Raw genomic sequence first — 20,638 nt, 5'->3', positions numbered from 1 at the left:
AGAATATGGCTTTTGAAGGATTAAGCGAACGTCTACAAAAAGTTTTTTCGACCTTAAAGGGTAAAGGAAAACTTTCTGATGAAGATATTCGTAAAGTAATGCGTGAAGTACGTATGGCTTTACTTGAAGCTGATGTTAACTTTGATGTTGTTAAGAGCTTCGTCAAAACAGTTAGAGAACGTGCTCTGGGTGCCGAAGTAATGGATAGTTTGACACCATCACAACAAGTTATCAAAATTGTTGATGAAGAGTTAACTAAGTTGATGGGACAGGAAGCTGTTCCGTTAAATAAATCAGCTCATATACCGACAATTATTATGATGGTTGGTTTGCAAGGTGCTGGTAAAACTACAACAGCCGGTAAATTGGCTAATTATCTTAAAAATGATAAAAAAGCTCGTCCACTCTTTATTGCCGGAGATGTTTATCGTCCAGCCGCTGTTGAACAGTTAAAGACTATTGGACAACAATTGGACGTACCTGTGTACGATGAAGGAACAGAACATGATCCTGTTGATATCGTTCGTAATGGTTTAAAGGTTGCTGACGAAAATAAAAATGACTATGTAATTATTGATACTGCTGGACGTTTGGAAATCGATGAGCAATTGATGGAAGAATTGACACGTATCAAAGAATTAGCTCATCCAGATGAAATCTTGTTTGTCGCTGATTCTATGACCGGACAAGTAGCCGCTAAAGTAGCTGCTGGATTTGATGAACAATTGGATATTACTGGTGTTGTTCTAACTAAGTTGGATGGTGATACCCGTGGTGGTGCCGCACTTTCAATTCGTTCCGTTACTGGGAAACCAATTAAGTTCATTGGACAAGGTGAAAAACTAGATCAATTAGATGTCTTCCATCCTGATCGTATGGCTAACCGTATCCTCGGTATGGGTGATATGTTGACCTTGATTGAGAAAGCTCAATCAGATTATGATGAAAAGCAAGCTAAAGAAGTAGCCGAAAAAATTCGAGAGAATAGTTTTGACTTTAATGATTTTATTGACCAAATGGATCAGATTCAAAAAATGGGTCCGTTGGATGAAATTATGAAGATGATTCCAGGGATGGCTAATAATCCGGCTTTAGCTAATATTAATATTGGTGAAAAAGATATTGCGCACTTAAAGGCAATAGTTTATTCTATGACACCAAAAGAACGTGAAGACCCCGATTTGTTGAATCCTTCAAGAAGAAGAAGAATCGCTAAAGGATCAGGTCAAAGTATTCAAAATGTTAACCGAATGATCAAACAATTCAAACAGTCACGAGACATGATGAATAAGATGAGCAAAGGTAACATGGCCGGAATGGATCAACTTATGGGCAATGGTATGCAAGGACGTCTAGGTAAGATGGCGATGCATTCGATGGTTCGTAAGAGTAAGAAACGTAAGAAGAAACGCTTAAAGAAGATTAAACGATTCAAATCATAGAGAGCGCAGTAGGGGCGGTCAGCCCACGAGGATTTGCCTAAGTATTGAAATTGTCCGCGTACCGTGCGGATGATTCCAATACTGTAGCAAACCACAATGGGTTGCCCCTACGCAGCTCATTTCAAATAGAGAGCGCAGTAGGCCCGTTTAGATTCTGAGCATTTGCAGGACTTTGCGAATTGACTGCGTAGCAGGCAGTTTGCGAAGTCGGGCAAAGCACAGGAATCTGGCCTACGCAGCTCGTTTCCACTATTCAACATAGAACATTGGTTATTAAAAAATAAGAAACATAAAAAAAGAGAGTGGTGTAAAGAAAAAAACTTTACACCGCTCTTTTTTTTGTGTATACTAACGAAGTTAAGTATTTAGGAGGAAACAAACATATGTCAGTTAAAATTAGAATGAAACGTATGGGTAGCAAGTTACGCCCATTTTATAGATTAGTTGTTGCAGATTCACGTTCACCACGTGATGGCCGCTTTATCGAACAAGTTGGTTACTACAACCCAATCTCACAACCAGAAGAAATCAAACTTGATGACGACAAGATCGTTGAATGGTTGAACAAAGGTGCACAACCTTCAGATACAGTTCGTCACTTGTTGAAACAACATGGTATTATGCAAAAGTTCCATGAAAGCAAGTTTACAAAATAGTAATTTTGATGGGGCCAGATAAAACAATGTTTTGTCAGGGTCCTATTTATTTATCACGGAGGAAAAATGACCGAAAAATTATATCGAGTTGGTACTATCGTCAATACGCATGGTATTAAAGGTGAATTAAAAGTCGTTCCAATTACAGATTTTCCAGAAGATCGTTTCAAGACAGGTTCTAAGTTAGTCTTTAAAAAAAATAATTCTAGTGAAGAATTCACTGTGGAGTCAGCTCGTAAACATAAGAATTTTATTCTTTTGAAATTAAAGGGATATGACAACATCAACGATGTTGAAAAGTATGTTAAATCAGAGCTTTTTGCCAGTGGTGAATTAACTTCCGAATTAAACGAAGGCGAATTTCTTTATAAGCAAATTATTGGTTTGCAAGTAGTAGATAAAGACCTTGGTGAAATTGGAAAGATTACTGAGATCATGGAATTAGGTCCCAATGATGTTTGGGTCGTAAAAGGAACTAAGTATAAGGAAGTTTTACTACCTTATATTGAAGATGTTATTAAGAATGTTGACCTCGACAAACAAATTGTTGAAGTCGAAATACCGGATGGATTGATAGATTAATGGATATTACAATTTTAAGCATTTTTCCAAGAATGTTTCAGGCTTTAAATGAATCTTTGATTGGTAAAGCTCAAGAAAAAGGACTTGTTAATATTGATGTAGTTGACTTTCGAGATTATACGACGAATAAACAACATCATGTTGACGATACAACATATGGCGGTGGAGCAGGTATGCTTTTGCAAGCTCAACCAATTTATGATGCTATGAATTATGTTGAAACAAAAAAACCAGGTCGTAAGCGAGTAGTTTTACTCGATCCAGCTGGTAAAACTTTCAACACAAAGATGGCACGTGACTTTGCTAAAGAAGATCAATTAGTTTTTATTTGTGGGCACTACGAAGGTTTTGATGAACGTGTCAAAGATTTAGTTACAGATGAAGTTTCAATTGGTGACTATATTTTGACCGGTGGAGAATTACCAACTATGAGTATGATTGACGCAACATTGCGTTTTGTACCTGGAGTTTTAGGTAATTCATTCTCTGCTGAAGAAGAATCATTTTCAAATGGACTATTAGAGTATCCACAGTATACAAAACCAGCTGATTTCCGTGGTAAGAAGGTTCCAGAGGTTTTGACAAGTGGTGATCATGAAAAGATTCGTCTTTGGAGATTGACTCAAGCTTTGAAAAAAACTCTGGAACGTCGACCAGACTTATTGGAAACTGCAAAGCTGACGGATGAAGAAGAGAAGTTACTCAGAAAAATTCGTCAAAATATATAGTTTACAAGTTCGTCTAAATAAAGTATCATTGTAAGAGTGTTTGGACACATATTAACGATATTCCGCTGTATGTCAGAGATATATAAGAGTGTCGAATTAGGGAGAAATTATTCATGAATGAATTAATTCAAGATATTACAAAAGAACAATTACGTTCTGACATTCCTGACTTCCGTAGCGGTGACACTATTCGTGTACATGCTAAGGTTGTTGAAGGTACTCGTGAACGTATTCAATTATTCGAAGGTGTTGTAATCAAGAGACATGGCTCAGGTATCAGTGCTACATACACTGTACGTAAGATGAGTAATGGTGTTGGTGTTGAAAGAACATTCCCATTGAACACACCTCGTGTAGAACAAGTTGAAGTTATCAGACATGGTCGTGTACGTCGTAGCAAGCTTTACTACCTACGTGCTCGTACAGGTAAGGCTGCTCGTATTAAGGAACGTCGTCGCGACATCTAATTTAATACATTTAATGCAACTAAACTTCAAAAAATAAACCATCACGTTGAATTTTATAATTCAATGATGGTTTATTTTTTTGCATTTAATTAAAAATTTGGTTGAAGTATTCTAAGTAAAATTTTTGATCTTCAGGAGTAGCGACGATTTTAGTGACACTAGTATTTCGAGGTTCAGGGATACTCATCATATCTTGAGGTTTCAAAACATCTAATGCGGCGGCTTTAACGGTAAAACCGTGCGTAACGCAGATAAGTTTATCATTGGGGTATTTACTTAGAGAATCTTTTAAAAAGCTGTGTACTCGTTTAACAACGTCCTCAAAACGCTCCCCATCGGTGGCATACTTAGTGTAAAAAGGTAGAACGTCGTTCCAGTATTCATTGTAAGCATCAGGATGAATCTTTTTTAAGTCGGCATTCTTTTGTCCGTCCCATTGTCCATAAGATATTTCCACCAATCTTTTATCATAAGAGATTGGTAAATTGGCCTGTTTATTTAAAATCGCGGCTGTCTGTTGAGCACGTTTTAAAGGGCTACAGATAATACGATCAGCAAAGCTGATATCAAAATTTTGAGCCAGAACTTGGGCCTGTTCCTGACCATGCTCATTTAGGTAAGTCATTTCAGTGTTGATATTACCTTGTTTCATTTTCATCACGTTAGCTTTAGTTTGTCCATGGCGGATGAGATAAAATTCAGTCATAATTTCTCCCTCGTAGTTAAATTACTTTCTATTATAGAAGAAATTACTGATAATAATAAAAAAATCACCCCAAAAGGAGTGATTGATTTAAAAAATTTGTGAACGATATAATCCAACAACTTTACCAAGTATCTCTACGTTATCTAGGATAATTGGATCCATTGTATCGTTTTCAGGTTGTAGGCGGTAATGTCCATTTTCTTGATAGAATCTTTTACATGTGGCTTCAATGTCTTCAGTCATGGCAATAACGATTTCACCATTGTTAGCAAAGTTTTGTTCGTGTACTATGACATGGTCGCCATCGTAAATACCACAGTTGATCATACTTTCTCCGTGAATTTCAAGCATGAATAACTCGCCGGAATCACGATTTAAGTCAGGTGGAATTGGAAAGTAACCATCAGGATTACGTTCAGCTGTGATTGGTTGCCCAGCAGCAACGGTACCGAGGATAGGAATTTGTTTTGATTTGATACCGATGGAGTTTAAACCTGCACCAGTAAGTTCAATTGCCCTAGGTTTAGTAGGGTCACGTTGAATAAAACCTTTTTTTTCAAGACGAGATAAATGACCATGTACCGTTGATGTAGATGATAAGTCCACAGCTTCGCAGATTTCTCTGACAGTTGGCGGATATCCATGTTCATCTAAATAATCATAAATGCATTGTAAAATTTGTGACTGTTTAGAGCCTTCAGCTTTTGACATTAGAACACCTCATTGTTAATATCTTAATTAGATTGTATCAAAATATGAATGCAAGTTCAAACAAGTGTTCGATATAATGGGGAGAGTTAAAATTATGAACGAACAAGAAGAGTTGCTCAAAAAAATTAATAAATTAGCTCATAAGGCTAAGGATGGAACTATTACCAAAGAAGAAGAAGATCAACAAGCTGAACTTAGAAAAGAATATTTGAAGAATTTTCGTGCCAGTTTTAGATCTCAACTTGAGATGACCCGTGTGTTTGATAAGCAAGGAAATGAAGTCACACCAGAGAAAGTTAGAGAAATTCAACGTAAAAAAGGTTTACGTGACGATTAACACTTTCAATTAGAGTGATTTTTTTGTAATATTAATAGATGTATGGAAAGGGTGAAACATAAATGGGAACAACAATAATCGTTGGTATTATAGCCTTATTAATCGGTTTAGTTGGTGGATTCTTTATTGCCAGATGGTATATGAAGAAGTACTTCCAAGACAATCCACCAATCAGTGCAGATATGATTAAGCAAATGATGGCTCAAATGGGACAAAAACCATCACAAAAGAAACTTAATCAGTTAATGAGTACTATGAAGGCATCACAAAAAAAGAAGTAATTAGTTAAATTAATAGGCGATATGCATATTTTAATATGTGTATCGCTTATTTTTTTGTCTAAAAAATCAATCATTCTTTATTTACGAACTATGATATTAATAATATCTAAAATAATCTAAATGAAAACGGTAAATACGAATATTAAGCAAAAATAATTGGATTAAATACGTGTTTTGTATTGAAAGAATTTTCATAACTTGATAGAATTTGGTTACTAAAGACAGAAAGGTGGAAAACCAATGAGTGATGTAGCAGTAGTTATGGGATCAATTTCAGATTTGCAAGTTATGCAGAACACAATTGATGTTTTAAAAGACTTGCAGGTTAGCTATGAAGTCAAAGTGATCTCAGCACATAGAACTCCTCAAGAGATGCTGGATTTTGCAAAAACAGCACGTTCCAATGACTTTAAAGTGATAGTAGCAGGTGCAGGGGGCGCTGCTCATTTGCCAGGAATGATTGCTTCATCAACTAGCTTGCCAGTTATCGGTGTTCCAGTACCATCTAGGTATTTAAAAGGGATGGACTCTTTATTGTCAATTGTTCAAATGCCAGCCGGTGTCCCAGTAGCTACAGTTTCCATCGGTGAAGCTGGGGCTAAGAATGCTGCTATTATGGCGACAAAAATCTGTGCTTTACAAAATCAAGATTATGAACTTTCTCTGAATGGTTATACCAAGACCATGCACGATAAGTCATTGGAAAGTGGGAAGAATCTTGACTAAAACAATTTTACCCGGTGCAACCATCGGTATTATCGGTGGTGGACAACTTGGACAAATGATGTCTTTTTCAGCAAAAGAAATGGGTTATAAAGTTATTATTCTTGATCCCACACCAGATTGCCCAGCAGCACAAGTTTCTGACAATCAAATTGTTGCTGAATATAATGATTTAGCTCAATTAATCGAATTAGCCAAACGTTGTGATGTTTTAACTTATGAATTTGAAAATGTTGATGCAGAGACGATTAATGAGGTGAAAAAGTATACAGAGGTACCTCAAGGTACTAAGGCTTTAACGATTACCCAAGATCGTGTATTCGAAAAGAATTTTATTGAAAAAAGTGGTTTTTCAGCGGTTCCTCATGTCGTTATTGATAATATTTTTGAATATCATCGAGCTGTTGAAAAATTAGGAGCTCCAGTAATTGTAAAAACGACTCGTGGTGGTTATGACGGTAAAGGTCAGATATTGGTCGAAGATCCTGAAAATGTTTGTTACGCCGATATTGAAGAATTGCTGATGCATGGAACGTGTATTGTTGAAAAAAAGATTGCCTTGAAAAAGGAAGTTTCAATTGTTGTTTCAGCTAATAGTTCTCGACAAACTTCTATTTTTCCAGTAATTGAAAATGTTCATCGTCATAATATTTTGCACCTAAGTAGCTGTCCAGCATTGATTAGTACAGAAACTGAAAATAAAATTTATCAAATTGGTGAAAAATTAGCTCAGAATTTGGAGTTAGTCGGGACTATGTGCATTGAATTTTTTATTTCTACAACAGATGAAGTTTTCGTTAATGAGATTGCCCCACGTCCACATAATTCAGGGCATTTGACAATTGAATCGTGTAATATTTCTCAATTCGATGCTCATATTCGTGGGGTCTGCAATTTGGCTATGCCAAAAATTAAACTTTTGCAGCCAGCGGTTATGGTGAATCTATTAGGACAGCATTTACAACCAGCTAAGGAAGCTTTATCAAAACATGTTGAATGGCATTTCCATGATTATGGTAAAGCTGAAAGTAAGAATAATCGCAAAATGGGTCACATTACAATTTTGAGTGACGATTTGCGAGAGACAAAGAATGCGATTGAAAAAAATTCGATTTGGGATGTGTAGATCATGACTGAAAATAATTTACTTTATGAAGGTAAAGCTAAGAACGTTTATAAAACAGACAAAGAAAATGAACTTTTGATGGTCTATAAAGATCAGGCGACAGCTTTTAATGGTAAGAAAAAAGAAGTGTTACCCGGTAAGGGTGTTTTGAATTGTCGTATCTCTACTTTAGTGTTTGATTATTTAATCAAAAATGGTGTTAAAACTCATTTAATTGAAAATTTGTCAGATCATGAACAATTAGTTCAAAAGAGTGATGTATTTCCATTAGAAGTGGTTTTGAGAAATATTGGCTCAGGTAGTTTTGTACGCAAGTTCCACCTTGAAGATGGTTTGGAATTGAGAGAACCGATCATTGAATTCTATTACAAGAGTGATGCCTTAGATGATCCATTTATCAATGAATCACAAATTCATGCCTTGCGCATTGCGGACAAAGAAGAAATAACTACGATTAAGCAAATGACACTAGAAATTAATCAACTATTAATTCCGTTTTTTGCCCGAAGTGATTTTGATTTAGTTGATTTCAAATTAGAATTTGGAAAAGTTAATAATGAAATTATCTTAGTAGATGAATTTTCACCAGATAACTGTCGTCTCTGGGATAAGACGAGTCATCATTCAATGGATAAAGACGTTTTCCGTAAGCATGAAGGTGACTTAGTTAAGACGTACCACTCAGTTTTAGAAAGATTGACAACACGATAGGAGTAAATAATGAAATTAGTTAAAGTTTATGTGACACTCAAACCCTCTGTTCTAGATGCCCAAGGCGAGGCCATTAAATCAGCTATTCAGACTATGGATTATGACAAGGTATCCGCTGTTCATATGGGAAAATATTTCGAATTGAATTTTGAAGATTATCCTGATTTAGAAAAAGATATTGATGCAATCTGTGACAATTTGTTAACTAATCCCAATATTGAAACATATCGCTATGAGATTTTGGAGGCTGAATAAATGAAGTTTGCCGTTGTTAACTTTCCTGGATCTAATTGTGATATGGATTTGTACTATGCCATTAAAGACGGTATTAAAGAAGAAGCAGAACTAGTTGATTATCGCCAAACTAGTTTAGAAGGTTTTGATGGTGTTTTGATTCCAGGTGGTTTCTCTTATGGGGATTACTTAAGAAGTGGTGCAATTGCTGTCCACGCTCCAATCATCAGTGAAATTGTTCGTTTTGCCAATGAAGGAAGATTCGTTTTAGGTATCTGCAATGGATTCCAAATTTTAACAGAATTGCATTTATTACCAGGTGCTCTGATTCAAAACGAAAAGAGTCGTTTTATTTGCGAGACGGTTACTCTGCAAGTGATGAATGACCAAACAATGTTTACCAATCAGTACACTAAAAATGAAAAGATTCGTATACCAGTTGCACACGGTGAAGGTAGATATTACTGTGATGAGCAGACTTTGACAGAATTAAAAGCTAATGATCAAATTGTTTTCCGTTATAACGAAAATGTTAATGGAAGTGTTGATCAAATTGCTGGTGTAATGAATCGCCAGGGAAATGTTTTAGGGATGATGCCTCATCCAGAGCGTGCTTTGGAAGATATCGTAGGTTCTTCTGACGGGCTTAAACTATTTCAATCAATAATCAATCAAGTAAGGGTGAATAATTAATGACTGAACCTACTGCTAAGCAAATTCAGGATTCAAAGTTATATCAACAATGGGGATTGAGTGATTCAGAATATAAATTGATTTGTGAAAAGATTTTACATCGTCTTCCTAATTACACAGAAACTGGGTTGTATTCGGTTATGTGGAGTGAACATTGTTCCTACAAGAATTCCAAAAAAGTTTTACGAAAGATGCCTAATAAGAGTGATCGAGTATTAGCCGGACCGGGTGAAGATGCTGGAATTTTGGATATTGGTGATGGTCAGGCAGTTGTTTTCAAAGCTGAAAGTCACAATCATCCATCAGCAGTTGAACCTTACCAAGGGGCTGCAACTGGCGTTGGAGGTATTATCAGAGATATTTTTTCAATGGGAGCCCAACCTTTTGCTTTGTTAAATAGTTTGAAATTTGGTCCATTAAAGGATGGTCAAACTAAACATCTAGTTAATGAAGTGGTAGCTGGTATTGGTGGTTACGGGAATTGTATCGGTTTGCCAACTGTTGGTGGTGAGATTTCCTTTGAAAATTGTTATGAAGATAATCCTTTAGTTAATGCCATGTGTGTTGGTTTGTTGAACAAAACTGATTTTAAACATGGTACAGCTAGTGGTAAGGGAAATTTGATTGTCTATGTTGGCGCTAAAACAGGTCGTGATGGGATTCATGGTGCTACCTTTGCTTCAGATGAATTTACGGATACTAAAAACAAACAACGTTCAGCTGTTCAAGTAGGAAATCCTTTTATTGAAAAGTTACTGATGGACGCTTGTGTTGAAATTATTGAAAGACATCCTAATTGGATTTTGGGGATTCAAGACATGGGTGCTGCTGGATTAGTATCGTCCACCGCAGAAATGGCTTCTAAAGCTGACAGTGGTTTGATTTTGAACTTAGACAATGTTCCACAGCGTGAAACAGAAATGTCAGCTTATGAAATGATGTTGTCTGAATCTCAAGAACGAATGGTTCTCTGTGTGAAACCTCAATTTAAAGATAACGTTCTAGAATTCTTTAAAAATTTCGAATTAGATGCCGTTGTAATTGGTGAAGTAACCGAGGACAAACAATATAAAATTTATCATCACAATGAGTTGGTAACTGATATTCCTGTTCGTAGTTTGACTGAAGATGTACCTGAGTATGATCGTCCAGAAGTTGAACCAGCACGTATTGCCAACAATCGTGATTATCATTTTATGCCTGAAATTGATTCACTAACAGATACATGGCAAAAGCTTTTGAAGCAACCTAATATTGCTAGTAAAAAACACTTTTATCAGACTTATGATTCACAAGTTAAAGCAGATACATTGGTTCAACCTGGTAGTGACGCTGGTGTAACTCGTATCAGGGGTACAAAAAAAGCTATCGCGATGACGAACGATAGTAATTCTAAATATGTTTATTTAGATCCATATGTTGGCGGACAAATCACAGTCATGGAAGCCGCACGTAATATTGTTGCTAGTGGTGGAGAACCAATTGGTGTAACTGATTGTTTGAATTACGGTAATCCTGAAAATCCCGAAGTTTTTTGGGAGTTAGATAAGAGTGTAGAAGGAATCGCTAGTGCCTGTGAAAAAATCAATACGCCAGTAATTTCCGGTAATGTGTCACTCTATAACGAATACAATGATGAAGCAATTTATCCTAGTCCGATGATCGGGATGGTTGGCTTGATTGATGATATGAAAAAAGTTACTACGGCCTCCTTTAAAGAAGTCGGAGATCTGATTTATTTGCTTGGTAATACGTTCGATGATTTCAATGGCTCAGAGATTCAATTGCAACAAACTGGTGCGATTAAAGGCGGTTTACGACCATTAGATCTGAATGAAGAGAGACTTCATCAGGATTTAGTACGCCAGGCCATTAATCAAGGATTGGTTGCCAGTTGTCATGATTTGAGCGAAGGTGGTTTAGCAGTAGCCTTATCAGAATCAGCTTTTGATAGAGAATTAGGATTTGAAATTGAAACTGAATTAACTTCTGCTCAAATGTTCTCTGAAACACAGTCACGTTTCTTATTGACTGTTAAGCCAGAAGATAAAACTAATTTCGAAAATCTAGTTTTACGAGATTACCAATATTTAGGTCAAGTTACAGAAGATTCTATTTTCAGGGTCACGACTAAAGATGAAGCAGTTTCAATCAATGGTAAAGAAGCATTGAATAACTGGAAAGAGGCGATTGCGTGCTTGATGAAGTAAAGAGTTTAAACGAAGAATGTGGTGTTTTTGGTGTTTGGGGAGCTAAGAATGCTAACTATTTAACTTATTTAGGACTCCACAGTCTACAACATCGTGGTCAAGAAGGTGCAGGAATTGTCGCCAATGATGGTAAAAAATTGCGTACTTATCGTAATTTGGGATTGTTGACACAAGTTTTTTCTAAACCTGAATATTTGAATAATTTGGTTGGTAATTCTGCCATCGGACATGTGCGATACTCCACTGCTGGGGAGAATAAGATTGAGAATGTTCAACCACTGCTTTTTGATTTTACTGATAGTCAATTAGCATTAGCTCACAATGGTAATTTAACTAATGCAATTACTTTGAAAAAAGAGTTAGAACGTCAAGGTCATATTTTCAAATCTAGTTCTGATTCAGAAGTCTTGGTACATTTGATCAAACAGTCAGCCCAAGAGACTTTCCGTGATCGTATGGTTGAAGCATTAAACAAGATTCAAGGAGGCTTTGCCTATCTACTTTTAACTAAGGATGCTTTGATCTTAGCTTTAGATTCTCATGGTTTTCGTCCGTTATCAATTGGAAAACTAGAGGATGGTGGATACGTAGTCGCTAGTGAAACTTGTGCTTTGGATGCGGTTGGAGCAACTTTTGTTCGTGATGTACAACCGGGTGAATTAATTACGATTTCTGATGAAGGGATGAAAATCGATCATTGGACAACTAAGACACAATTAGCCATCTGTTCAATGGAGTTTGTCTACTTTGCTCGTCCTGATTCCGATATTCTTGGGATTAATGTTCACTCAGCTAGAAAACGTATGGGGGCTAATTTAGCTCAAGAATATCCTGCACCAGGTGATATCGTAGTTGGTGTTCCTAATTCATCTTTATCAGCCGCTAGTGGTTACGCCGAGGCTAGTGGATTACCTTACGAAATGGGCTTGATCAAGAATCAATACATGGGTCGAGAGTTTATTCAACCCACACAAGAATTACGTGAAAAGAGTGTTCGTCAAAAACTGGCCGCCGTTAAGGGTGTTGTTAAAGGCCGCCGTGTTATTTTGGTGGATGACTCGATTGTTCGTGGAACGACTTGTGCCTACATTGTGCAGTTGTTGAGGGATGCCGGTGCAACAGAAGTTCATTTACGAATTGCTTCACCAAGATTTATGCATCCATGTTTCTACGGAATAGATATTCAAGAGAAGAGTGAATTGATTGCAGCTCACAAGAGTATTGAAGAGATGAATCAGATTTTTGGTTCTGACTCATTACGTTTCTTGAGTGAAGATGGGTTGATCGATGCTATTGGATTAAATGCTGATGCACCATATTCTGGTTTAGATATGTCGTATTTCAATGGTGATTACCCAACCTACTTATATGATTACGAATCTAAAAAATAAGGAGAATTTTATGTCAAATCCCTATCAAGATGCTGGTGTGAACGTGGAATCTGGTTATAAGATTTCCCAATTTGTAAAACAGAAGACTAAAAGTAAGAGTATAGGCAATTTTGGTGGTATCTACGAAATTCCGGCTGGATTTAAACAACCAGTATTGGTTTCGAGTGACGATGGCGTCGGGACTAAACTTTTACTGACTAATGAGTTCAAAAAATGGGATACGATTGGGATTGATTGTGTTGCCATGTGTGTCAATGACATTTTAGCTCAAGGGGCCATTCCACAATATTTTTTAGACTATATTTCAACTGGCAAAGTTGATCAAAAGGTTGAAGAGATTCTAAAAGGCGTTATCACTGGTTGTCAAATAGCTGATGCGGCTTTAATTGGTGGTGAGACAGCTGAAATGCCTGGAGTATATGATGCTAGTGATTATGATATTGCTGGGTTTGCAGTTGGTATCTGTGAAAAAGATGAACTTCTACATAAAGAGAACGTTGAAGAAGGTGATGTTTTAATTGGAATCACTTCAAGTGGGATACATTCCAATGGTTATTCTTTAGTTAGAAAGATTTTCTTCCAAGAAAATAATTTTGACTTGAATACTAATTTGCCTGAGCTCACAGGACAGTCACTAGGCGAAGCTTTACTAATACCAACTAAAATTTATTCTCATGAATTAGTGCCATTGTTAGCTCAAAAATTTATCAATGGTGCTGCTCATATTACCGGTGGGGGATTTTTTGAAAATATTCCTCGAATGTTACCAGAAGGATTGGCTGCTGAGATCAACATCGATATTTGGCCGGAATTACCGATTTTTCAAGCTTTGCAAAAATATGGCAAATTAAAGACTATTGATATGTATCATATTTTCAATATGGGTGTAGGGATGGTTTTGGCAGTTGATCCTAAGAATGAGTTGGAAGTTCTAGAACAATTGAATCAACGTGAAACATTAGCCTATACAATTGGTGAAGTTGTTAAAAAGGATTCGGCTAATCTGATTTTGAAAGGAGATAAGCTATGAAAGTAGCCATCTTTGCCTCAGGCAATGGAAGTAATTTTGAAGCCATTGCTGGATCAGATGAATTAAGAAGCTTAGGTTTAGGAATTGAATTATTGGTTTGTGATCAACCCAACGCTCATGTAATTAAACGAGCTGAAAAATATCATATTCCTGTGTTTGTGAATCAATTATCTGATTATGCTAATCGTGGTGAATATGAACAAGCAATTATTGACAAGTTAATGCCGCTAAAGATTGAATACATTCTTTTGGCAGGATATATGCGTGTGGTCACACCGGTCTTACTGGGCGCATACCCTAAGCATATTATTAATATTCATCCATCATTGTTACCAAAGTATTCTGGATTAGAAGCGATTGAACGGGCTTATGCAGCTAATGAACCTGTAACGGGTGTAACGATTCATTATATTGATGAGGGGGTCGACACCGGTCCTATCATTAAGCAAATGAAAGTTGTGCGATTAAAAAATGATACTGAAGCTAGTTTAGAAAGTCGAATTCATCAGACTGAGCATCAAATGTACCGTACAGTAGTGCGAGATTTATTAATAAAAAATAATGGGGTAAGTAAATAATGAAAAGAGCTTTGATTAGTGTTTCTGACAAAACTGGAGTTGTTGAGTTTGCTAAAGGATTAATTGAAAATGATTTTGAAATTATTTCTACTGGTGGTACATACAAGAAGTTACAAGAAAATGGCGTAAAAGTTACTGAAATTGACGAAGTAACTAAGTTTCCCGAAATTCTTGATGGACGTGTAAAGACGCTTCATCCGATGGTTCATGCGGGTTTATTAGCTAAACGTGATAATCCTGAACACATGAAAACTTTAGAAAAATTGAATATTCAAACAATTGATCTAGTTTGTGTCAATCTTTATCCATTTAAGGAAACAATTTCTAAAGATGGTGTTACACCAGCTCAAGCCATCGAACAAATCGATATCGGTGGTCCATCAATGATTCGTTCAGCTTCGAAGAATTTCAAGAGCGTTTACGTTGTTATTGATGCTAATGATTATGGGAAAGTTTTAGCAAGTATTAAAAATGATGAAGACGATTTAGCTCTAAGACAAAGTTTGGCTGCTAAAGCATTTAGACATACTGCTGAATACGATAGTATTATTGCTCACTACTTATCAGATCTTAATGGTGAAGAATTCCCTGATGTAGAAGTATTAGGCTACGATTTCCATCAAGAATTGAGATATGGTGAAAATTCACATCAAAAGGCAGCCTTTTATCAAAGCGCTATGCCTAGTGAATACTCAATTGCTTCAGCTAAACAATTGCATGGTAAGGAACTCTCTTTCAATAATATTAAAGATGCTGACGCTGCCTTGAGAATTGTAGCTGACTTTGACAAACCTTGTGTAGCTGCTTTGAAACACATGAATCCTTGTGGTGTTGGTGTAGACGATGAATCAATTTATCAAGCATGGCGTAAAGCTTATACAGCCGATACAATGTCAATCTTTGGTGGAATCGTTGCGGTTAATCGTGAAGTGACTAAAGAAATCGCTGAAGAAATGCATAAGATTTTCTTGGAAATTGTTATTGCTCCAAGTTTTACACCTGAGGCTTTGGAAATCTTAGAATCTAAGAAAAATATTCGTTTAATGACTCTGGACTTTACTAAATCTCAAGCTGCTGATAAATATGAATATGTTTCCGTTATGGGTGGTCTTCTAGTTCAAGAAAGAGATACAACAGTTGATAATCTAGATGAATTCCAAGTTGTAACTAAAAAAGCCCCAACTCCTGAAGAGATGAAGGCTTTACTATTTGGTCAACAAGTTGTTAAACATGTTAAGAGTAATGCAATTGTTATTTCTACAACTGATAAAACTTTAGGAATCGGTGCAGGACAAATGAATCGTATTGGCTCTGTAAAGATTGCTATTGAACAAGAAGAACAAGCTGAAGAACACAAACCATTGATTATGGCTTCTGATGCCTTTTTCCCAATGGATGACTGTGTAAACTACGCTGCTGAACACGGTATTACAGCTATTATCCAACCAGGTGGTTCAATTAAAGATCAAGATTCAATCGATATGGCTGATAAATATGGTATTGCCATGGTCTTCACTGGTAGAAGACACTTCAAACATTAGAGAGGTTTATTAATGAAAATACTTGTTATCGGTTCTGGAGCAAGGGAAGATGCCATTTGTCAGGCACTCCAAAAGAATTCTCAAAATGTTGTTTTCTGTGCTCCTGGTAACGATGGAATGAAATTATCTGGAATCAAAACCATTTCAATAGAAGAAAATGATTTTGAAAGAATGGCAAATTTTGCCCAAACCAATTCCATTGATTTTACAGTTGTGGGTCCAGAAGAACCATTAGTCAATGGAATCGTGGATTTCTTTAAACGCCAAAATTTGAAAATTTTTGGACCAAATCAACAAGCAGCTCAGGTGGAGGGATCTAAGACTTTTACCAAGAGATTAATGGCAGATGCTGGTATTCCAACCGCTCAATATCAGGAATTTACAAAATTAGAAGGTGCTCTAAAGTACCTGAAGTCAACTTCTGATTTTCCAATTGTTATTAAAGCAGATGGATTAGCTGCCGGAAAAGGTGTTTTTATCGCTAATGATCTGGTTTCAGCTACTGAAACAGTAACGGATTTATTAGCTGAACATAAATTTAATACCAAAAAAGTTGTAATTGAGGAATTTCTTGAAGGCGAAGAGTTTTCATTGATGGCTTTTGTTGATCATAAACGTTTCTATCCTATGCCACTGGCACAAGATTATAAGAAAATTCTTGATGGTGATTTGGGACCTAATACCGGTGGTATGGGAGCTGTTTGTCCAGTTCTTAATATCTCTAAAGATATTGAGAAAGAAGCAATAGAAACCGTTTTGAAACCATTTGTGACAGAACTCTATGATCAAGGCATCAAGTACACTGGAATCCTTTATGCCGGTTTGATTCTGACAAAGAAGGGTATCAAAGTTATTGAATTTAATGCTCGCTTTGGTGATCCCGAAACAGAAGTAGTTTTGCCACGCTTGGAGTCGGATTTATCTGAAATGATTTTTTCCATCTTAAATCATAAAAAGATTGAATCAATAAAATGGCGACAAAAAGGTCTAAACTTGGGTGTTTTTGCTGTCAGCAAGGGTTACCCTACAAAATCTGTATTTGGTTCATTGGGAGATAGAGACAATTTTAAGAATTGTTCATTAACAATCAATTATGCAGCTGTGAAGCGAGAGCAAAAGCAATTGTTTAGTCACGGTGGCCGTTTATACTTGATGCAGGCACAGGCTGAATCAGTTGAAGATGCTCAGAAAAAAGTTTATCAAGAACTAGAAAAAATGGATCAAACAAATATTTTTTACCGACGTGATATTGGTAAGAACTCCATTTAATAAATAAATGAAGAGGTAGAAGTAGAATTTCATTTGAAATTTTACTTCTATCTTTTTTATTTGAACCGATATTTTAGAATTGTAGTTTTTGTGATAAATCAATGAGCAAATGGATTTAGAATGTTTTTATTGGTTATTGAAATATGGAAAAAGAGTTGCTTAGAATAGAAAGGAAAGTTATGCTTTAAGAAATTGAGAACCTTATTTTCAAGTTGATAAAAATAAGTGATTCTCTAATTTTAGAATGTTGATATAGCGGCCTTTTTTTAGTGTGCTCCCTATGTATATAGGGATGATTCTATCATGTCGATGTAAACGACCAGCACGTTGTAGTGATCCCTATAGATATAGGGAATGATTTAATGGAATTTCTATCTGTATCAAAATAAGAGCAGTGTTTCCACGGAAATAAAAATATGGACATGAATTCACTTATATATATTTAGCTGCAGTAGTTTAAATATATAGGTGAATAATTCATGTCCATTTTTATACAATAAAACCCTGGCATGCCAGGGTTATTTTAATATATTCGGTTTTTAGTATATTATATAATTACTTGTTTTTTTTCTTAGGTGGGATATATTCAAAAGATGGATCAATTTCGTCATCAATTCTATCCCAAGCCTTTTCCATATCATCGTTAATCTGCTTAGTCTGTTTTTCATCAAGTTTAGCTTTGAAGTCAAAGTCAATTTCGGGTCCTACACCAATGGTGATCTGCTTATGTTTCATTAAATCACCAAAAGATAAGGGTCCTTGATAAACAAAGGGAACTAATGGAGCCTTGGAAAGTTTGGCAATCAGTGAAGCTCCACCTTTTAGTTGCTCGGAATAACGAGTTCCTGATGGAAACATAATCAAAACCTTGTCTTCCTTTTTCAAAGCCTTGACTGGTGTTTTTATTACTGAGGGACCTGGATGAGCACGGTCAACAGGAAAAGCGTGTGCGTGCACAAGAATGAATCTTAAAATAGGATTCTTAAAAAGTTCTTTTTTAGCCATAAAAGTAGCTTCACGTGGAGAAATCACTAATGCAAAGAAAATTGGTTCCCACCAAGTACGGTGTGGTGCTACTAAGATAAAGGGCTTGTCGGGTAGATTTTCTTTACCCACGACTTTATAACGGCCATTTAAAATGAAAACAATGCCTCTCGCTATTACACGGATAAATTTATAAAACATAGAATTATCATTCTCCCTAAAATAATCTTAACTTATTTAAAATACCATAAAGTAGGTGCAACATGTCGATTTATTCTCAAGATATTATTTCGAATAGCGGAATAATTATTAATCAAGATAAAAAACTTTATTCATTTAATCTCGATACCATTTTACTTTATAATTTTGCTAAACCAGTAAAAAAAGGAAAAATAGTCGATTTGTGTTCGGGAAATGGGGCCATTGGATTGTCATTGGCTTCAAAAACTAAGGCACAAATATATTTGATTGAAATCCAGAAAGAGTTAGCTGATTTATCTCAAAAAAGTATTGAAGATAATAGATTGGAGCAACAAGTACATCTTGTTAACGATGATTTGAAGAATGTTCAAAAACATATTGATCATGATACAGTCGATATGATTGTTTGCAATCCACCATATTTCAAGGTATCTAATCAGACGGCTTTAAAGGAAAATCCAGTATTAGCAATTGCTCGTCATGAACTGAAAGCTAATTTGGAAGATATTTTACATGCAATTAAGATTTTATTGAAGGAAAATTCTCATGCATTTCTAGTTTATCGACCAGAACGTTTGAGTGAATTGCTTTCTTTAATGTTAAAGCAGCGTTTGCAACCAAAGCGCATACGTTTTGTCAGGACTAATTCACAAAAAGATGCTAATTTGGTTTTATTAGATGTCATTAAGACAGTTAAAGAAGCATCACTAAAAGTTGAACCAGATTTAATAATTTATGATGAGAATCATCAGTTAACTAAAGAGGCTAGTCAGATTATCAATGGAAACAAGTAAATATTATGTTTATATGCTGTTGTGTAGTGATAAAACTTTTTACACTGGAACAAGTAACGATGTAGAGAAGAGAGTCGCAACTCACAACGCTGGTAAAGGTGCTAAATATACTAAAACTAGACGACCAGTTAAATTAATGTACACTGAAGAATTGGAAAATAAATCGCAGGCTTTGAAACGTGAGATTGCTATCAAGAAGCTATCGCGATCACAAAAGAGAAATTATTAAAAAGTAATGGAATAAATTGGCATGACTACTTGATTTCGTAATAATATTCCCTTATAATATTTAGCTGTATTGAATACACACACTTAACGATTTAGTTGTTGGTGCACAGACGTGTTTCAACTAGACATGACTTAGGTGGAGGTAAAAACCAGGAGGAACTTTTTATGTCAGTTATTTCTATGAAACAACTTCTTGAAGCCGGTGTACATTTCGGTCACCAAACAAGAAGATGGAACCCTAAGATGAAGCCATTTATCTTTACACAAAGAAATGGTATTTACATCATTGATTTACAAAAAACAGTACGCATGATCGACGATGCTTACAACTATATGAAGGCCGTTGCCGGTGATGATGGTATTTTCTTATTCGTTGGTACAAAGAAACAAGCACAAGATGCTATTGCTGAAGAAGCAACACGTGCTGGCCAATACTATGTTAACCATCGTTGGTTAGGTGGTACTTTGACTAACTGGAACACAATCCAAAAACGTATCAAGAGATTAAAGGACATCAAGGCAATGTCACAAGATGGTACTTTTGATCGTCTACCTAAGAAAGAAGTTGCTTTACTTACAAAGCAACAAGCTAAGTTAGAGAAATTCCTTGGTGGTATCGAAGATATGCCAAGAATCCCTGATGTTATGTTCATTGTTGACCCTCATAAGGAAAACATTGCTGTTAACGAAGCTAAGAAACTTAACATTCCTATCGTAGCTATGGTTGATACAAACACAGATCCAGATCCTATCGATGTTATCATTCCTTCAAATGATGATGCTATCCGTGCCGTTAGATTAATTACATCTAAGATGGCAGATGCTATTGTTGAAGGTAAGCAAGGTGAAGAAGCTGTTACAGATGCAGACTTCGCTAAAGACGACAACAAAGATGAAAATTCGAATGCTGCCGATGCAAAATCTATTGAAGATTTAGCAGAAGCTAAGAACAATAACGAAGATAAATAATAATAAGCGTAAAATAGAGTCATCTGAGTAAGATGGCTTTATTTAT

General features: G+C 35.9%; 24 protein-coding genes. 21 read left to right on the top strand and 3 right to left on the bottom strand.

The features are described from left to right. The first annotated feature begins 5 nt into the window (after nt 1–5). From ffh to rplS, 5 genes are all read left to right on the top strand, one after another. On the top strand, nt 6–1,442 hold the full coding sequence (ffh, locus tag FC97_RS12115) for a signal recognition particle protein (RefSeq protein WP_054641952.1): 1,437 nt from the start codon (nt 6–8) through the stop codon (nt 1,440–1,442). A 383-nt stretch (nt 1,443–1,825) separates the two neighbouring features. Beyond that, entirely contained in the window at nt 1,826–2,098 is a 273-nt protein-coding gene (rpsP, locus tag FC97_RS12110) for a 30S ribosomal protein S16 (protein WP_010019451.1), read from the top strand. Between the two features lie 66 nt (nt 2,099–2,164). Then, the gene (gene rimM / locus FC97_RS12105; protein WP_054641951.1) at nt 2,165–2,680 is read left to right on the top strand and encodes a ribosome maturation factor RimM; all 516 of its coding nucleotides are present in this window, start codon (nt 2,165–2,167) and stop codon (nt 2,678–2,680) included. After that, the gene (trmD, locus tag FC97_RS12100) at nt 2,680–3,408 is read left to right on the top strand and encodes a tRNA (guanosine(37)-N1)-methyltransferase TrmD (RefSeq protein ID WP_054641950.1); all 729 of its coding nucleotides are present in this window, start codon (nt 2,680–2,682) and stop codon (nt 3,406–3,408) included. Before rimM ends, trmD begins: the two co-directional genes overlap by 1 nt. A gap of 113 nt (nt 3,409–3,521) precedes the next feature. Next, a complete protein-coding gene (gene rplS / locus FC97_RS12095; RefSeq protein WP_054641949.1) occupies nt 3,522–3,875 on the top strand; it encodes a 50S ribosomal protein L19 in 354 nt (117 codons plus the stop codon). Between the two features lie 85 nt (nt 3,876–3,960). Here the strand turns inward: rplS and FC97_RS12090 are convergent, their stop codons facing one another. Then, nucleotides 3,961–4,581: a histidine phosphatase family protein gene (locus tag FC97_RS12090; protein WP_054641948.1), complete on the bottom strand. Its 621-nt coding sequence runs from the start codon at nt 4,579–4,581 to the stop codon at nt 3,961–3,963. Nucleotides 4,582–4,668: 87 nt separating this feature from the next. Beyond that, nucleotides 4,669–5,292, bottom strand: a complete 624-nt coding sequence (lexA, locus tag FC97_RS12085) for a transcriptional repressor LexA (protein ID WP_025085679.1) — start codon at nt 5,290–5,292, stop codon at nt 4,669–4,671. Between the two features lie 94 nt (nt 5,293–5,386). On the opposite strand from lexA, the gene FC97_RS12080 reads away from it, so the two are divergent. The 13 genes from FC97_RS12080 (at nt 5,387) to purD (ending at nt 17,416) form a co-directional block, all read left to right on the top strand. After that, nucleotides 5,387–5,629, top strand: coding sequence for a DUF896 domain-containing protein (locus FC97_RS12080; protein WP_025085678.1), 243 nt, complete (start codon nt 5,387–5,389; stop codon nt 5,627–5,629). Nucleotides 5,630–5,691: 62 nt separating this feature from the next. Next, the gene (locus FC97_RS12075; protein WP_025085677.1) at nt 5,692–5,910 is read left to right on the top strand and encodes a YneF family protein; all 219 of its coding nucleotides are present in this window, start codon (nt 5,692–5,694) and stop codon (nt 5,908–5,910) included. A 240-nt stretch (nt 5,911–6,150) separates the two neighbouring features. After that, complete coding sequence (gene purE / locus FC97_RS12070; RefSeq protein ID WP_054641947.1) at nt 6,151–6,636, top strand: 5-(carboxyamino)imidazole ribonucleotide mutase; 486 nt, start codon at nt 6,151–6,153, stop codon at nt 6,634–6,636. Next, nucleotides 6,629–7,759 (top strand): 5-(carboxyamino)imidazole ribonucleotide synthase, encoded by a 1,131-nt coding sequence (gene purK, locus FC97_RS12065; RefSeq protein WP_082397450.1) that lies wholly within the window; start codon nt 6,629–6,631, stop codon nt 7,757–7,759. The genes purE and purK overlap by 8 nt, the downstream gene beginning before the upstream one ends. A gap of 3 nt (nt 7,760–7,762) precedes the next feature. Beyond that, nucleotides 7,763–8,470 carry a phosphoribosylaminoimidazolesuccinocarboxamide synthase gene (purC, locus tag FC97_RS12060; RefSeq protein ID WP_054641945.1) on the top strand — a complete coding sequence of 236 codons (708 nt, stop codon included), beginning with the start codon at nt 7,763–7,765 and terminating at the stop codon, nt 8,468–8,470. Nucleotides 8,471–8,479: 9 nt separating this feature from the next. Continuing rightward, entirely contained in the window at nt 8,480–8,725 is a 246-nt protein-coding gene (purS, locus tag FC97_RS12055; RefSeq protein WP_056968305.1) for a phosphoribosylformylglycinamidine synthase subunit PurS, read from the top strand. After that, the gene (gene purQ, locus FC97_RS12050; RefSeq protein WP_054641944.1) at nt 8,726–9,397 is read left to right on the top strand and encodes a phosphoribosylformylglycinamidine synthase subunit PurQ; all 672 of its coding nucleotides are present in this window, start codon (nt 8,726–8,728) and stop codon (nt 9,395–9,397) included. Next, entirely contained in the window at nt 9,397–11,607 is a 2,211-nt protein-coding gene (purL, locus tag FC97_RS12045) for a phosphoribosylformylglycinamidine synthase subunit PurL (RefSeq protein ID WP_054641943.1), read from the top strand. The genes purQ and purL overlap by 1 nt, the downstream gene beginning before the upstream one ends. Beyond that, complete coding sequence (gene purF / locus FC97_RS12040) at nt 11,592–12,998, top strand: amidophosphoribosyltransferase (RefSeq protein ID WP_056968303.1); 1,407 nt, start codon at nt 11,592–11,594, stop codon at nt 12,996–12,998. The genes purL and purF overlap by 16 nt, the downstream gene beginning before the upstream one ends. A gap of 10 nt (nt 12,999–13,008) precedes the next feature. Next, nucleotides 13,009–14,028 (top strand): phosphoribosylformylglycinamidine cyclo-ligase, encoded by a 1,020-nt coding sequence (gene purM / locus FC97_RS12035; RefSeq protein ID WP_054641942.1) that lies wholly within the window; start codon nt 13,009–13,011, stop codon nt 14,026–14,028. Beyond that, on the top strand, nt 14,025–14,606 hold the full coding sequence (gene purN, locus FC97_RS12030; protein WP_054641941.1) for a phosphoribosylglycinamide formyltransferase: 582 nt from the start codon (nt 14,025–14,027) through the stop codon (nt 14,604–14,606). Before purM ends, purN begins: the two co-directional genes overlap by 4 nt. Continuing rightward, nucleotides 14,606–16,147 (top strand): bifunctional phosphoribosylaminoimidazolecarboxamide formyltransferase/IMP cyclohydrolase, encoded by a 1,542-nt coding sequence (gene purH / locus FC97_RS12025; RefSeq protein WP_054641940.1) that lies wholly within the window; start codon nt 14,606–14,608, stop codon nt 16,145–16,147. Before purN ends, purH begins: the two co-directional genes overlap by 1 nt. A 12-nt stretch (nt 16,148–16,159) precedes the next feature. After that, on the top strand, nt 16,160–17,416 hold the full coding sequence (purD, locus tag FC97_RS12020) for a phosphoribosylamine--glycine ligase (protein WP_054641939.1): 1,257 nt from the start codon (nt 16,160–16,162) through the stop codon (nt 17,414–17,416). A 555-nt stretch (nt 17,417–17,971) separates the two neighbouring features. On the opposite strand, the gene FC97_RS12015 is transcribed toward purD, so the two are convergent. After that, complete coding sequence (locus tag FC97_RS12015; RefSeq protein WP_054641938.1) at nt 17,972–18,601, bottom strand: lysophospholipid acyltransferase family protein; 630 nt, start codon at nt 18,599–18,601, stop codon at nt 17,972–17,974. 62 nt (nt 18,602–18,663) lie between these two features. Here FC97_RS12015 and FC97_RS12010 point away from each other — a divergent pair, with 62 nt between their 5' ends. From FC97_RS12010 to rpsB, 3 genes are all read left to right on the top strand, one after another. Beyond that, nucleotides 18,664–19,395 carry a tRNA1(Val) (adenine(37)-N6)-methyltransferase gene (locus FC97_RS12010; RefSeq protein ID WP_054641937.1) on the top strand — a complete coding sequence of 244 codons (732 nt, stop codon included), beginning with the start codon at nt 18,664–18,666 and terminating at the stop codon, nt 19,393–19,395. Then, nucleotides 19,382–19,624, top strand: a complete 243-nt coding sequence (locus tag FC97_RS12005) for a GIY-YIG nuclease family protein (RefSeq protein WP_054641936.1) — start codon at nt 19,382–19,384, stop codon at nt 19,622–19,624. The genes FC97_RS12010 and FC97_RS12005 overlap by 14 nt, the downstream gene beginning before the upstream one ends. A 164-nt stretch (nt 19,625–19,788) precedes the next feature. Further along, a complete protein-coding gene (gene rpsB / locus FC97_RS12000) occupies nt 19,789–20,592 on the top strand; it encodes a 30S ribosomal protein S2 (RefSeq protein WP_025085176.1) in 804 nt (267 codons plus the stop codon). Nucleotides 20,593–20,638: the final 46 nt, after the last annotated feature.

The organism is Companilactobacillus kimchii DSM 13961 = JCM 10707, from assembly GCF_001435445.1.
GTDB lineage: Bacteria > Bacillota > Bacilli > Lactobacillales > Lactobacillaceae > Companilactobacillus > Companilactobacillus kimchii.
This window is presented reverse-complemented; position numbering and strand designations above follow the sequence as displayed.

Coding starts and splice junctions, on each gene's coding strand:
- ffh (WP_054641952.1), top strand. CDS start 6: ATGGCTTTTGAAGGATTAAGCGAACGTCTACAAAAAGTTTTTTCGACC.
- rpsP (WP_010019451.1), top strand. CDS start 1,826: ATGTCAGTTAAAATTAGAATGAAACGTATGGGTAGCAAGTTACGCCCA.
- rimM (WP_054641951.1), top strand. CDS start 2,165: ATGACCGAAAAATTATATCGAGTTGGTACTATCGTCAATACGCATGGT.
- trmD (WP_054641950.1), top strand. CDS start 2,680: ATGGATATTACAATTTTAAGCATTTTTCCAAGAATGTTTCAGGCTTTA.
- rplS (WP_054641949.1), top strand. CDS start 3,522: ATGAATGAATTAATTCAAGATATTACAAAAGAACAATTACGTTCTGAC.
- FC97_RS12090 (WP_054641948.1), bottom strand. CDS start 4,581: ATGACTGAATTTTATCTCATCCGCCATGGACAAACTAAAGCTAACGTG.
- lexA (WP_025085679.1), bottom strand. CDS start 5,292: ATGTCAAAAGCTGAAGGCTCTAAACAGTCACAAATTTTACAATGCATT.
- FC97_RS12080 (WP_025085678.1), top strand. CDS start 5,387: ATGAACGAACAAGAAGAGTTGCTCAAAAAAATTAATAAATTAGCTCAT.
- FC97_RS12075 (WP_025085677.1), top strand. CDS start 5,692: ATGGGAACAACAATAATCGTTGGTATTATAGCCTTATTAATCGGTTTA.
- purE (WP_054641947.1), top strand. CDS start 6,151: ATGAGTGATGTAGCAGTAGTTATGGGATCAATTTCAGATTTGCAAGTT.
- purC (WP_054641945.1), top strand. CDS start 7,763: ATGACTGAAAATAATTTACTTTATGAAGGTAAAGCTAAGAACGTTTAT.
- purS (WP_056968305.1), top strand. CDS start 8,480: ATGAAATTAGTTAAAGTTTATGTGACACTCAAACCCTCTGTTCTAGAT.
- purQ (WP_054641944.1), top strand. CDS start 8,726: ATGAAGTTTGCCGTTGTTAACTTTCCTGGATCTAATTGTGATATGGAT.
- purL (WP_054641943.1), top strand. CDS start 9,397: ATGACTGAACCTACTGCTAAGCAAATTCAGGATTCAAAGTTATATCAA.
- purM (WP_054641942.1), top strand. CDS start 13,009: ATGTCAAATCCCTATCAAGATGCTGGTGTGAACGTGGAATCTGGTTAT.
- purN (WP_054641941.1), top strand. CDS start 14,025: ATGAAAGTAGCCATCTTTGCCTCAGGCAATGGAAGTAATTTTGAAGCC.
- purH (WP_054641940.1), top strand. CDS start 14,606: ATGAAAAGAGCTTTGATTAGTGTTTCTGACAAAACTGGAGTTGTTGAG.
- purD (WP_054641939.1), top strand. CDS start 16,160: ATGAAAATACTTGTTATCGGTTCTGGAGCAAGGGAAGATGCCATTTGT.
- FC97_RS12015 (WP_054641938.1), bottom strand. CDS start 18,601: ATGTTTTATAAATTTATCCGTGTAATAGCGAGAGGCATTGTTTTCATT.
- FC97_RS12010 (WP_054641937.1), top strand. CDS start 18,664: ATGTCGATTTATTCTCAAGATATTATTTCGAATAGCGGAATAATTATT.
- FC97_RS12005 (WP_054641936.1), top strand. CDS start 19,382: ATGGAAACAAGTAAATATTATGTTTATATGCTGTTGTGTAGTGATAAA.
- rpsB (WP_025085176.1), top strand. CDS start 19,789: ATGTCAGTTATTTCTATGAAACAACTTCTTGAAGCCGGTGTACATTTC.